General features: G+C 66.1%; 13 protein-coding genes. 7 read left to right on the top strand and 6 right to left on the bottom strand.

From position 1 onward, the window contains the following. Positions 1-872: Ppx/GppA phosphatase family protein (locus tag LL06_RS15625; RefSeq protein WP_035528816.1), on the top strand; the 872-nt coding region annotated here is incomplete at its 5' end. Beyond that, on the top strand, positions 869-1606 hold the full coding sequence (locus LL06_RS15620; RefSeq protein ID WP_035528813.1) for an RlmE family RNA methyltransferase: 738 nt from the start codon (positions 869-871) through the stop codon (positions 1604-1606). The genes LL06_RS15625 and LL06_RS15620, both read left to right, overlap by 4 nt. On the opposite strand, the gene LL06_RS15615 is transcribed toward LL06_RS15620, so the two are convergent. Next, positions 1589-3004 carry an MFS transporter gene (locus LL06_RS15615; protein WP_035528810.1) on the bottom strand — a complete coding sequence of 472 codons (1416 nt, stop codon included), beginning with the start codon at positions 3002-3004 and terminating at the stop codon, positions 1589-1591. The two genes, LL06_RS15620 and LL06_RS15615, sit on opposite strands and share 18 nt — an antisense overlap. A 197-nt stretch (positions 3005-3201) precedes the next feature. Here LL06_RS15615 and LL06_RS15610 point away from each other — a divergent pair, with 197 nt between their 5' ends. The 3 genes from LL06_RS15610 to LL06_RS15600 all read left to right on the top strand — a co-directional run bounded on the left by LL06_RS15610 (position 3202) and on the right by LL06_RS15600 (position 6523). Beyond that, a complete protein-coding gene (locus LL06_RS15610; protein ID WP_035528807.1) occupies positions 3202-4176 on the top strand; it encodes an MBL fold metallo-hydrolase in 975 nt (324 codons plus the stop codon). 227 nt (positions 4177-4403) lie between these two features. Continuing rightward, on the top strand, positions 4404-5903 hold the full coding sequence (guaB, locus tag LL06_RS15605; RefSeq protein WP_035528804.1) for an IMP dehydrogenase: 1500 nt from the start codon (positions 4404-4406) through the stop codon (positions 5901-5903). Continuing rightward, positions 5903-6523 carry a hypothetical protein gene (locus LL06_RS15600; protein WP_035528803.1) on the top strand — a complete coding sequence of 207 codons (621 nt, stop codon included), beginning with the start codon at positions 5903-5905 and terminating at the stop codon, positions 6521-6523. Before guaB ends, LL06_RS15600 begins: the two co-directional genes overlap by 1 nt. Here the strand turns inward: LL06_RS15600 and LL06_RS15595 are convergent. Continuing rightward, the gene (locus LL06_RS15595; RefSeq protein ID WP_161784983.1) at positions 6514-7536 is read right to left on the bottom strand and encodes a hypothetical protein; all 1023 of its coding nucleotides are present in this window, start codon (positions 7534-7536) and stop codon (positions 6514-6516) included. The two genes, LL06_RS15600 and LL06_RS15595, sit on opposite strands and share 10 nt — an antisense overlap. A 172-nt stretch (positions 7537-7708) precedes the next feature. On the opposite strand from LL06_RS15595, the gene LL06_RS15590 reads away from it, so the two are divergent. After that, positions 7709-8128, top strand: a complete 420-nt coding sequence (locus LL06_RS15590) for an MAPEG family protein (protein WP_035528798.1) — start codon at positions 7709-7711, stop codon at positions 8126-8128. 28 nt (positions 8129-8156) lie between these two features. Here LL06_RS15590 and LL06_RS15585 read toward each other — a convergent pair whose 3' ends face one another. After that, the gene (locus LL06_RS15585) at positions 8157-9116 is read right to left on the bottom strand and encodes a LysR substrate-binding domain-containing protein (RefSeq protein WP_035528796.1); all 960 of its coding nucleotides are present in this window, start codon (positions 9114-9116) and stop codon (positions 8157-8159) included. 134 nt (positions 9117-9250) lie between these two features. Between LL06_RS15585 and LL06_RS26915 the strand changes: the two genes are divergently transcribed. Then, positions 9251-9532 (top strand): DUF1127 domain-containing protein, encoded by a 282-nt coding sequence (locus tag LL06_RS26915; protein WP_081964006.1) that lies wholly within the window; start codon positions 9251-9253, stop codon positions 9530-9532. A gap of 104 nt (positions 9533-9636) precedes the next feature. On the opposite strand, the gene LL06_RS15575 is transcribed toward LL06_RS26915, so the two are convergent. The 3 genes from LL06_RS15575 to LL06_RS15565 form a co-directional block, all read right to left on the bottom strand. Further along, positions 9637-10518, bottom strand: a complete 882-nt coding sequence (locus tag LL06_RS15575) for a DUF937 domain-containing protein (protein ID WP_035528790.1) — start codon at positions 10516-10518, stop codon at positions 9637-9639. A 109-nt stretch (positions 10519-10627) separates the two neighbouring features. After that, positions 10628-12001: a glutamate--cysteine ligase gene (locus LL06_RS15570; protein WP_035528788.1), complete on the bottom strand. Its 1374-nt coding sequence runs from the start codon at positions 11999-12001 to the stop codon at positions 10628-10630. Between the two features lie 142 nt (positions 12002-12143). Beyond that, positions 12144-12878, bottom strand: coding sequence for a 16S rRNA (uracil(1498)-N(3))-methyltransferase (locus tag LL06_RS15565; RefSeq protein ID WP_035528784.1), 735 nt, complete (start codon positions 12876-12878; stop codon positions 12144-12146). Positions 12879-12894 lie beyond the last annotated feature (16 nt).

The following is a 12894-nucleotide window of genomic DNA, read 5'->3' as shown; positions in this document are numbered from 1 at the left end:
CGGTCGAGGCGCTCAAGATCTGCGCCGGAAAACTGAAGAACCGCCCGGTGCGCCGCCACCGGCTGATCGCCACCGAGGCCTGCCGCCAGGCCCGGAACGGCGCGGCCTTCCTGGAGCGGGTCGAGGCGGAAACAGGGCTCAAGCTCGAGATCGTCACCCGCGAGACCGAGGCGCGGCTGGCGGTGGCGGGCTGCTCGTCGCTGGTCGGCCGCGACACCGACGGGCTGGTGCTGTTCGACATCGGCGGCGGCTCCTCGGAAATCGCTATGATCGACCTGACCGAGAACCGATCCAACCGGCTGGCCGACCACATCAAGGCCTGGACCTCGCTGCCCGTCGGCGTCGTCACCCTGTCCGAGCGCCATGGCGGCTGCCTGGTCACGCCCGAGGTGTTCGCCGCCATGGTCGAGGAGGTCGATGCCATGCTCGACGCCTTCATCCCGCCGGCCCTGCCTGCCTTTTCCGGGCTCGGCGAGCGGCGGATCCATCTTCTGGGCACCTCGGGAACCGTGACCACGCTCGCCGGCCTGCATCTCGACCTGCCGCGCTATGATCGCCGCAAGGTCGACGGGCTGTGGCTCACCAATGGCGAGGTCGACCGCATGCTCGAGCGGCTGCTGTCATGGGATTTCGAGGCCCGCGCCGCCAATCCCTGCATCGGCGCCGACCGGGCCGACCTGGTGCTGGCCGGCTGCGCCATCCTGCAGTCGATCCGCAAGCGCTGGCCGTCCGAGCGCATGCGGGTGGCCGACAGGGGGCTGCGCGAAGGCCTGCTCAATGAGATGATGGCCTCCGACGGCGCCTGGCGCCGGGCCGGGCGCAATTTCCGCACCCGCATCCAGCAGCGGTCCAGCCCGGGGGACAACCCATGACCCGACCACCCTCCGGGCCCACCGGCCGCAAGCTCGGGCAGAAGGTCAAGAAGGGCAAGCTCAAGGCGTCGTCGCGGCGCTGGATCGAGCGGCATCTCAACGATCCCTATGTGCAGCAGGCCAAGCAGGAAGGCTATCGCTCGCGCGCCGTCTACAAGCTTCTCGAGATCGACGAGAAGCACCACATCCTCGACAAGGCGAAGCGGATCATCGATCTGGGCGCAGCCCCCGGCGGCTGGTCGCAGATCTCCGCCCGGGTGACCGATTCCACCGACGAGGATCCGAAGGTGGTGGCGATCGACTTTCTCGACATGGACGGCCTGGCTGGCGTGAAATTCCTCAAGATGGACTTTCTCGACGACGCGGCGCCGCAGGCGCTCAAGGACGCGCTTGGCGGCGCGCCCGACGTGGTGCTGTCGGACATGGCGGCGCCCACCACCGGCCACCAGCGCACCGATCATTTGAGGACCATGCATCTGTGCGAGGTGGCGGCGCATTTCGCCATCGAGGTGCTGGCGCCCGGAGGCCATTTCCTCGCCAAGACCTTCCAGGGCGGCACCGAGAACGAGTTGCTGACCCTGCTCAAGCAGAATTTCAAATCGGTGGCGCATATCAAGCCGCCGTCCTCGCGCGCCGAATCGGTCGAGATGTTCGTGCTCGCCAAGGGCTTCAAGGGCCGCCGCGAGCAGCCGTCGGGCGCCAATGGCGATCCGGGCTCAGCTTCGCACGGGTGACGCCGCGCGCGACCCGGCGCGCGTCAGCCCGTGGCCGGAGACGGCTTCCCCGGCATTGGGCGGCAGCGCCAGGAACGGCAGGATCGCGAACGCCGTGATCACGGCCACGATGAAGAAGGCGGCATGGAACGCGCCCAGCGTCAACTGACCGTCATTGAAGCCGCTGACGATGTCGAGCACGCCGCCGGCCAGCGCCACGCCGATGGCGATGGACACCTGCTGCAACGCCGAGGTGATCGACGTCGCCTGGGCCGCGGTCTCCTCGCTGATTTCCGAGAAGGTCAGCGCATTGGCCGAGGTGAAGAACATCGAGCGGACGAGGCCGCCGAAAAACAGGATCACCATGATCAGCACCACCGGCGTCGCCGGCGTGTAGAGCCCGTTGACCCCGATCGACAGCGCCGATGCGCCCGCCGCAAACAGCAGCGTGCGGCGGAAGCCGCCGAATCTCAGCACGCGCTGGATGATGAACTTCATCACGATCGCGCCTGCCGCCGAGGCGAAGGTGACCATGCCGGACTGAAACGGCGTCATGCCGAAGGCGAGTTGCAGCATCAAGGGAAGCAGGAAGGGAACGGCGCCTGCGCCGATGCGGAACAGGTTGGCGCCCATCAGCGACAGCGCAAAGGTGCGGTTGCGCAACAGCCGCGGATCGAGCAGCGGCCGTGGATGCCGCCGCGCATGCCCGAGATAGGCGAAAAAGCACAGGATGCCGCCAAGCGTCGCCGCGATCCCCCAGACCGGGGGCAGGACCGGAAGGCTGATCACCGACAGGCCGAAGACGACGCCGGAGGCGGCGGCGCCCGACAGCAGAAAGCCGACCCAGTCGACCCGGCCGCTTTCCCGCCCGTCATCCTTGGGCAGGACCGTGAGTGCAAAGACGATGCCCGCGATCCCGATCGGGATGTTGATCAGGAAGATCCAGTGCCAGGTCAGGAATGTGGTGAGAAAGCCGCCGACCGGCGGGCCGACCAGCGGACCCACCAGCGCGGGGATCGTGAGCCACGCCATGGCGTTGACGAGATCGGATTTTTTGGTCGACCGCAGCAGCACCAGCCGCCCGACCGGCGTCATCATGGCGCCGCCCATGCCCTGCAGGAACCGCGACAGCACGAATTCGAGCAGGCTTCCCGATACCGCGCAGGCGATGGAGCCCACCAGGAAGATGGCGATGGCGATGGCGAAGATACGCCGTGCGCCGAACCGGTCCGCCATCCATCCGGAAATCGGGATGAACACCGCCAGCGACACCAGATAGGCCGTCAGCGCCAGCTTCAGGGCGATCGGGCTGGTGTGGATATCGGCGGCGATCGCCGGCAGCGCCGTGGCGATAACGGTGGAATCCATCTGCTCCATGAACAGGGCGATGGCAAGCACGAGGGGGATGCGGCGATTCACAATGCGTATCCGATGCGGCGGGTAGGTGCCTTTTTGGCGTTTTCGGCGCGCCGGTCAAGCTTCTGGCAATCGCCCCGCGGCAAACAGCGTTCCGATTTGGTTGACACTATGTCAATCAGAAATGACCGGGCAGTCATTGCCGCCTGCCCGGGCCGCGCTACCTGAGGGGATATCATAAAAATCAGAGGGAGTTCGACATGCAGTTTTCCAGACGTTCCATGTTCAAATTGTCGGCCGCGGGTCTCACCACGCTCGCCGCGCCGCAGATCCTGGTCCGCGCCGCCCAGGCTGAGGTGCCGATGTCGGCCACAATGCCCGCGGCCTACAAGCGCTTCTCCCTCGGCGACTTCGAAATCACGGTTCTGTCGGATGGCCACCGGGTCGTCCCCGATCCGCAGAAGATCTTCGGCACCAACCAGACCCAGGAAGAGATCGCGGCCCTGCTCGAGAGCAATTACCTGCCGGTCGACAAGATGCAGTTCACCTTCGCGCCGACGCTGGTCAACACCGGCTCGGATCTGATCCTGTTCGACACCGGCAATGGCGAGGGCGGACGCGAAGGCGGCGTCGGCCAGACGCTCGCCAACCTCCAGGCGTCGGGCTATACGCCCGAGCAGGTCACCGTGGTGGTGCTCACCCATCTGCATGGCGATCACATCGGCGGCCTGATGGAAGGCGATCAGCCCGCATTCCCCAATGCGCGCTATGTCACCGGCCAGGCCGAATATGATTTCTGGTCCTCGGAAGAGCGGATCGGCACCGGCGCCGAGAACGGCCACAAGGGCGTGGTGGCCAAGGTGGTGCCGCTCGCCGAGAAGATGAGCTTCGTCAAGGACGGGGATAGCGTCGTCTCCGGCATCACCGGCATGGCCGCCTTCGGCCACACCCCCGGCCACATGATCTACGGCCTGGAATCGGGCGGGCGCAAGCTGATGCTGACCGCCGACACGGCCAATCATTTCGTCCTGTCGCTGCAGCGGCCGGAATGGGAAGTGGTATTTGATTCGGACAAGGCCATGGCGGCCAAGACCCGCAAGGACGTCTTCGACATGATCTCCGCCGACCGGCTGCCGTTCATCGGCTACCACATGCCGTTCCCGTCGGTCGGCTTCGTCGAAAAGGCATCGGAGGGCTACCGGTTCATCCCGGAGACCTATCAATTCGACCTCTGAGCATCGATGTCGGATAGTGTGAGAGCCAGAACCCGGGCAGCGATGCCCGGGTTTTGTTTGTCCGTGATCGCGAATGTGTGCACTGCGGCGCAATTCGGTGAGCAAACGCATTCCCGCTCTTTCCCAAGCCGAGGAAGCATGGTACTTGCCGCTGCCAACGCAAGAGACCCGAAACAGCACCGGGCAGCCCCGTTCGGGCGGCCCCGAACAGACGGAACCGACAGGCGATGGCGATCATTATCCAAACCATTACCGGCGCTGAAGCGCTGACATTTGACGATGTTCTGCTGCAGCCGGGGCACTCCGAGATCATGCCGGGCCAGGCCGATGTCGCCACCCGCATCGCCCGCGATTTCCCGCTCAACCTGCCGATCATTTCGTCGGCCATGGACACGGTGACCGAAGCCCGTCTCGCCATCGCCATGGCCCAGGCCGGCGGCATCGGCGTCATCCACCGCAACCTGACGCCGGAAGAACAGGCCGAGCAGGTGCATCAGGTCAAGAAGTTCGAAAGCGGCATGGTGGTCAATCCGGTGACCATCAGCCCCGAGGCGCCGCTGTTCGAGGCGCTGGCGCTGATGAAGGCGCATGGTATTTCCGGCATTCCGGTCGTCGAACATCGGGGCCGCGCCGGCGATCCCGGCCATCTGGTGGGCATCCTCACCAACCGCGATGTGCGCTTCGCCTCCGATCCGCACCAGAAGATCCGCGAACTGATGACCCACGAGAACCTGGTCACGGTCAAGGAAAGCGTCGAGCAGACCGAGGCCAAGCGTCTCCTGCACACCCACCGCATCGAAAAGCTGGTGGTGGTCGATGGCGAAGGCCGCTGCGTCGGCCTGATCACGGTCAAGGACATCGAGAAGTCGCAGCTCAACCCGCACGCCTCCAAGGACGAGCAGGGGCGGCTGCGCGCCGCCGCCGCCATCTCTGTCGGCGATGACGGCTTCGAGCGCGCCGAACGGCTGATCGCCGCCGGCGTCGACCTCCTGGTGATCGACACGGCGCACGGCCATTCGCAGCGCGTGCTCGATGCGGTCACCCGCGCCAAGAAACTGTCGAACTCGGTGCGCATCATGGCCGGCAATGTCGCCACCGCCGAGGGCACGCGGGCGCTCATCGACGCCGGCGCCGACGCCGTCAAGGTGGGCATCGGCCCGGGCTCGATCTGCACCACGCGCATCGTCGCGGGCGTCGGCGTGCCGCAGCTTTCGGCGATCATGAGCGCCGTCGAAGAGGCGCAGAAGCACGATATCCCGGTGATCGCCGACGGCGGCATCAAATATTCGGGCGACATGGCCAAGGCGATTGCCGCCGGCGCCGCGGCCGTCATGGTCGGCTCGTTGCTGGCCGGCACCGATGAAAGCCCCGGCGAGGTCTATCTGCACCAGGGCCGCTCGTTCAAGGCCTATCGCGGCATGGGCTCCGTCGGCGCCATGGCGCGCGGCTCGGCCGACCGCTATTTCCAGGCCGAGGTGCGCGACACGCTCAAGCTGGTGCCCGAGGGCATCGAGGGCCAGGTTCCCTACAAGGGCCCGGTCTCAGGCGTGCTGCACCAGCTTGCCGGCGGCCTCAAGGCGGCCATGGGCTATGTCGGCGCCGCCGACCTGAAGGCCTTCCACGAGCGCGCCACCTTCGTCCGCATCTCGGGCGCGGGCCTGCGCGAGAGCCACACCCATGATGTGACCATCACGCGGGAAAGCCCGAACTATCCCGGCGCGATGTAATGAAATGGCTTTGGACGGGCTGGCTGGTCTGCGCGCTGGCTGCCGGCCTGTTCGGCTACATGGCCTTCGTCGAGGCGCCGGCGATCAGCGCCCTGCTGGGCGGGCTTGCCCTTCCGGACTCGACGCTGCTGGGGTACGGCGAAGACCAGGCGCGGGCCTTGTACACAGCCTTCGCCGCTGAATTCGCCGCGGCGGAAACCGCCGGGCGGCAAAGCGCAGCGGCGGCCTATGTGGCCCTGCATGCCGGGTTCGACCTGGCAGTGCCCCCGCTGCTCGCCGCAAGCCTCGCTTTCCTGGCCTTCGCCTCCGCATATGCCGGCCGCTCGCAGGCGCGCCCGAAGCGCCCGGTCAGCATCGGCATCGGACTGGTTCTCGCCCTGGCGTTCACCTATCTCGCCTGCGATTTTCTCGAAAACGCCGTGGCCGACGCGATGTACGGTCCGCAGGCGATGAAGGCGGGCTTCAACGAATCCTTCGTGTTCGTGCTGCAGGTGCTGACGCGCGGCAAATATCTCACCCTCGCGCTGGCGGCGCTGCTCATCCTCGCACTCTGGATTGTCCGCTGGGCAGGCCCGCGCGGCGCAACGCCGGAAGCCGGATCATCCCTGGATCAGAGATAGAGCTCTACGGCTGGCTGTCCGTCACCGGCCTTTTCGTCCTGATCCCGGTACCCCCAACCGTTCCCGTACGCCGGATCCGCGTCGCCGTCCGCGTCGGACCCGTCAGGTGCGCCGTTTTCGTCTGCCACAGGTTCGTCCGCCGGCCGCGTGACCTGCCCGGCGGCCTCGATCTCGGCCTTTGCCTTGGCCAGTTCGGCGTCCTGTTGCCGTGCCGCGTCGATCATTTCCCTGGCTTCGGTGAGCGCCGCATAGGCCTTGGCGATGCGGATGTCCTTCTGGTCCTCTTCCTTTGTCTCGTCATCCACCTCGTCATAGGGCTTGACGTCTTCGACCTCCCGCTTGGTGTCGTCAACCGACTGGATGCCTGTGGAGGCGTCTTCCAACCGCTGCATGGCCTTGCTGCCGTCCTGGCCTGCCAGCGCGTTGGAGACGATCGAACGGAGCTTGTCGTTCTCCTTGCCGCCGGGATCAACAAAGGACTTGAGGATGTCCTCCGCGCTCATCCCGTGCAGATCGAAGCCGATGAGCTGCTCGAGATATCGGGTGATCTTCGAATCCTTCGACAGCACGTCGAGATCCAGCGTCATGAACATCTTGAGGGCGGTCGACTGGACCGAGCGCTTGCCTTCGGCAAACTCATCGAGCGCGTTCCGGAGACCGCCCCGGGCGTCCGCGTCCATGGCCTTGAGGCTGTTCTTGAGCGCAGTGCCGGCCGATGAGGCGCCCGAAGGGTCGCCCGCCTCTTCGGCCTCGACAGCATCGATCTGTTGGCCGACATACTGCGCCAGATGGGTGAAGATCCTCGCCTGGACCTCGGACACCCTGAGATGATCGCCGAAATAATAGGCGTTGAGCTTTTCCGTTACCCGGGCGGAGTATCCCGGCGTCACCGCCACGGTGGGCGCGGCGCCGGGCGCAACCGGACGATCCTGCTCCTGGCGCAGCGCCTGGTCGGCAACGATGGACTGCATGATCGACAGCGCCGGGCTGAGCGCCGAGGTCGTGGCTGGCATCAACATAGGCATGGCTCGAAATCAATAGACTATGCCGCCAGACTAACCCTGACTTGGTTAAGGCTGTGTGAACCGGGCAGGATGCGGTGCGGCACGTCCCGCCCAAGCTTGTTGGCTTCGAGGATACAAGCTACGCTTTCCGCGTGATCCTAAAACCAAGGCAGCCCCGTCCATGACCTCATCAACCGCGATCTTCTGGCCTGTCCTGGCCCAGGTTCTGCTCACCTATGCCGTCTACTTCCTGGTCTCCGCGCGCCGCATCGGCGCGGTCAAGGCGGGGAGGGCCAAGGTCTCGGACTTCAGGGTCCCATCCATCGAGCCGGAGCCGAGTGCGACGGCGGCGCGCAACCTCGTCAACCAGTTCGAGCTTCCGGTGCTGTTCTATGCCGCCTGCCTGTCGCTTTTCGTGACCGGCGGGGCAGGGACCGCGGCCATCGTCGCGGCCTGGGCCTTCGTCGCCGCGCGCGCCGTCCATGCCTATGTGCACGTGACCTCGAACCGGGTCCGGCTGCGCCGCCGGCTGTTCATCGCAAGCCTCGCCGCCAATGCCGTGCAATGGCTGCTTCTGGCGGTCCATATCGCCACGAGCTAGACGCTGCCGATGATCTGACGCTGTTGGCCTACCAGGCCGGCACCGCGGCGATGTCGGAGCGGCCCCTGTGCTCCCTGCGCGACGACGAGCCGGACATGGCCGACATCGGCTTTTCCTCCGTCCCCACCGGCGTGATGTTGTCGAGGCTCGCGGCGATATGGCCGCAGATGGCATTGACCAGCGCCGCCGGCGCGCCCGGCCGTTTCATCAGGCCGATCTGCGCCGGCTGCAGCGAAGGGAAGCCGTCGGCGGGCGAGAGGATCCGCATGCCCGGGCGCACCGCGCATTCGGGCAGCAGCGACACCGCCAGCCCCGACAGCACCGCCGAGGCCACCACCGTCGCCGACCAGCTTGTGAACAGCACCTGGTAATCGCGTCCGGCCGAATCGAGCGCCGTGCAGGCGAGGTTGCGCCAGTTGCAGGAGCGGCGGCCGACGGCCAGCGGCACCACCGCGTCCTCGTGCACCGTGTGGTTCATCGACGTGACCCAGTAGAGCGGTTCGGTGCGCACCACTTCCGAGGTCCGCTCGCGCGGATTGTGGGTGACCAGCGCCACATCGAGCTCGCCGCGGGCGAGCCGGGCGGCGAGTTCGGCCGAGGGCTCGCACTCGATATACAGTTCCACATTCGGGTTGGTCTTGGCGAAGCGGGCAATGATGCCCGGCATGTAGCGGTCGGCGTAATCGTCGGGCGTGCCGATCCGGATCGAGCCTTCGAGCTGCTGGTCGTCGAAGGCGGCGATGGTCTCGTTGTTGAGCCTTATGATCCGCCGCGCATAACCCAGCATCCGCTCGCCGTCCTCGCTCAGCCGGTTGAGCCGCCCGTCGCGGACAAACAGCGTCTTGCCGACGCGTTCCTCGAGCCGGCGCATCTGCATCGACACCGCGCTCTGGGTCTTGAACACCTTGTCGGCGGCCCGGGTGAAGCTGCCGGTGTCGACGATGGCGACGAAGGTTTGCAGCTGATCGATATCGAGGGGGGCGGGCATGAAAGGCTCCTATCAATAGTTCTGATGATAAAGATTAGAAACATTCGCTGGTATGATCAATGGGTTTTTGAGAAACAGATGGTGCACATCGGGTCCTGCGCCGCCCGCCCTCCACTTTGCGCGCACTATCGAGGATGATCACCATGAACGCCCGTAATTTTGCTGCCGCCCGGGCGCCTGCCAGCTCTGCCGCTGTTGGACCGGGTTCCCTTGCTGCCGTTTCCGGCAAGATGAAAGCGCTGTTGCGCGCCCTGTTCAACCGCCGCGTGGTCGGCAATCTGGAACAGCTCTCCGATCACGAATTGTCCGATATCGGCCTGACCCGCGAGGATCTGCGCTTCGGCCGTTCGGTGCCGTTCAATTCCGATCCGACGGCGGAACTCGCCCGCCGCGCGCGGCGCAACGTCTACCGCTAGACCTTCTCCCGTTCCCCAGCGGGATGCCGCCCTGCATCCCGCCTTTTCCCGGCCGCGCGATTTGCTCTGAGAGCACGCACGGCCGGGTTTTTCGTTTAAGGCGCCTACCGCCGGTTCATGCCCTGCAGATACTGGTCGAAGATCGACTCCATGCTTTTCTGGTAGCCCTGCTGCACTTCCCGGCCGGACTCGAACATCTTGCCGAAGAGATCGTCATAGGGATTGCGCTTGCGTCCCGACGGCATGCGGTCGGGGTCCGGCTGCTGCTCGGGTTCGGGGGCCTGCCGCGCCTGCGCGCCGCCCATCGCGCCGCCGAGCATGTCCTGGAAGATCTGGCCGAGCGGATTGTCGCCGAACGGCGTGCCCGCGCCCGGCTGCGGCTGCCGCGCCTTTCCGCCGCCGAACATGCCTTCGAGGATCTGTCCCAGCGGATTGTCCATCGGCGAGGCCTGCGGCGCGGGCTTTGCCTGCGCGCCGCCCATGCCCTGGCGCATCATTTCGGAGATCAGATCGCCGATCGGGTTCGAACCGCCCATCGCGCCGGCCTGCGCCTGCGCGCCTGTCTGCCCGGTGGCCTGCTTGAACAGCCCGCCCATCACGGCGGTGGCGATCACCGGCAGCATCTGCTTGAAGATCTCCTGGCCGATCCCGGTCGCGGCCTCCGCCTGGGCCGCCACCGCGCGGCTCACCTCCTTGGATCCGAAGAGATGGCCGAGAATGCCGTTGCCTTCCTGGCGGCCCTGCGGGGTGAAGGCGGCCTGCATGTTCTCGAAATATTCGGCGTGGCGGCCGCTGGCGAGCGCCGTCAGGAAATCCGACATGTCCGCGGGATTTGCGGCGTTGCGCTTGAGCCCGGTCGAAAAGGCCGGCATCAGCGCCGCCATCGCCTGTTGCATCTGGGCTTCGTTCAGGCCGAATTGCGCTGCCATGGCGCGCGTCGCGTCGCCATTCTGGGCATTCATCATCATATCGTAAAGCGGCATCATGGGTTCTGTCTCCTCCATCCCTTGCGGGCAGGAGCAGAGACTATACCGCCCGGCAGGGCATGCCTAGGGTCGGACGCCGGATTGGCCGCGCGTGCCGCGGACGTGACGCCTAGTACGCATAATCCACGAAAACGGGGTCGACGCTGCCGTTCCAGCGGCCATTGTACAGCGCCAGCATTTCCTCGGCCAGCGTCGTGCCGCGGGCGACGGTTTCCTCGAGCGGGGCCAGGAAATGGCTCTCGTCATTGCCTTCCGCATTCAGCCGCGCCCGGCTGACCAGGCCGCGCCGGGAGATGCCCAGCACTTCCTTGCCGATGTCGCGCAGCGACCGGCCCTTGATCGTGGCGTTCAGTCCCTCTCTCGGCGTGGTGTCGCGGATCGCGTTCACCTCGTCGAGGCTCCAGTCGCGGACGAGCTCGAGCGCTTCCGACAGCGCGCTGTCGTCATAGAGCAGGCCGACCCAGAAGGCGGGCAGGGCGCAGATCCGCCGCCACGGGCCGCCGTCGGCGCCGCGCATTTCGATGAAGCGCTTCAGCCGCGCATCGGGGAACAGCGTGCCCAGATGGTTAGTCCAGTCGCCCATGGTCGGCAGCGGCTGGTCGAGTTCGCCCTTGAGCGCACCGTTCATGAACTGCCGGAAAGTGACATGGGTGGCCTCGTGATAGCGGCCGTCGCGGAGCACGAAATACATCGGCACGTCGAGCGCCCATTCGACGTAGTCCATGAAGCAGAAATCATCCGAATAGACGAACGGCAACTGCCCCGAGCGGCGGTTGTCGGTGTCGCGCCAGATGTCGCCGCGCCAGGAGACGAGCCCGTTGGGCTTGCCTTCGGTGAAGGGCGAGGAGGCGAAAAGGGCGGTCGCTAAGGGCTGCAGCTTCATGCCGAGCTGCATCTTCCGACGCATGTCGGCTTCCGACGCATAGTCGAGGTTCACCTGGATCGTGCAGGTCCGGTACATCATGTCGAGGCCCTGGCTGCCGACCGTGGGCATGTAGCGGGTCATGATGTCGTAGCGCGATTTCGGCATCTTCGGCGTTTCGGCGAGCGACCAGGCCGGGCTGCCGCCAATGCCGAGGAACCGGATGCCGAGCGGCTCGGCGATTTCCCTGAGCTGCGCCAGATGCGCGTTGGATTCGCGGCAGGTCTGGTGAATGGTCTCCAGCGGCGCGCCCGAGAGCTCGAACTGCCCGCCCGGCTCCAGGCTGATGGCGCCGTGGCCGGTGGGCTCCACCAGCCCGATGATCTTGCCGGCGTCGATGATCGGCTCCCAGCCGAGCATCATCGCCATGCCTTCGAGCAGCGCCTTGATCGACCGCTCGCCCTCATAGGGCACGGGCCGGTGCGAATCGGTGAAGAACACGAATTTCTCGTGCTCGGTGCCGATGCGCCATTTCTCCCGCGGCTTGCAGCCTGCCGCCATCCAGTCCGCCAGCTCGTTGACGGTGCTGATCGGGGTATCGTCGGTGGTGTCGCGCGCCATGTCCGGCCCTTTATCGTCTGGTCATTGCGCGGTCCGAGGCCGCGCGTCGTGATGCTGCTTGGACCGGAACCGGCCCCCCTTGCAAGCGAAAATCCCTGAACGCCCTATCAAAGAAGTTTGATGCGACGCCGGAACGCCGTTCCTACCAGTCGCCGATCGTCATCTGCACCGCCGTCAGCGCCGCCACGGCGGCCGTATCTGCCCTCAGGATGCGCGGTCCGAGCGGAATCGGCGTGACGAAGGGCAGCGCCGTCAGCATCTCCCGCTCGCGCTCGGAAAACCCGCCTTCCGGCCCGACCAGCAGCGCCAGGTCCCGCTCGGGGATCGCCGACAGCGCGGCGGCGGGATTGTTGCCGGCCTCGCTTTCATTGCAGAAGATGATCCGCCGCGTCGGGTCCCAGTCGGCCAGCAGCGCCTCCAGCCGGACGGCGTCGCCGAGTTCGGGAATGGCGAGGTTGCCGCATTGCTCGGCGGCTTCGAGGATATTGGCCTCGAGCCGCGCGCCGTTGACCTTGTGCAACTGGGTGTGGTCGGTGAACACCGGCGTGATCCTGCCCACCCCCATTTCCGTGGCCTTCTGCACCAGATAGTCGAGCCGGCCCACCTTGAGCGGCGCGAACAGGAAGTCGAGCCGCGATCGCGGAGGCTGGGCGCGGGTCTGCGCGCCGATCTCGAGCGTGGCGGCCTTCTTGCCCGTGGGCTTCAGCGTGGCGCCGAATTCGCCGTCGCGGCCATTGAACACCAGCACCTCGGCGCCTTCGCCGAACCGCAGCACCGTGAGCAGGTAATGCGCCTGGTCCTTGCCGAGCGGCACCGACGCGCCCGGCGAGAGCGGCGCATCGAGAAACAGCCGTTGCAGTTTATAATTAGCGCGCATGTCGCATGTCTTTCGC

The organism is Hoeflea sp. BAL378 (genome assembly GCF_000759435.1).
Lineage (GTDB): Bacteria > Pseudomonadota > Alphaproteobacteria > Rhizobiales > Rhizobiaceae > Hoeflea.
The sequence above is the reverse complement of the archived record's forward strand: the minus strand, read 5'-3'. Positions and strand labels throughout refer to the sequence as shown.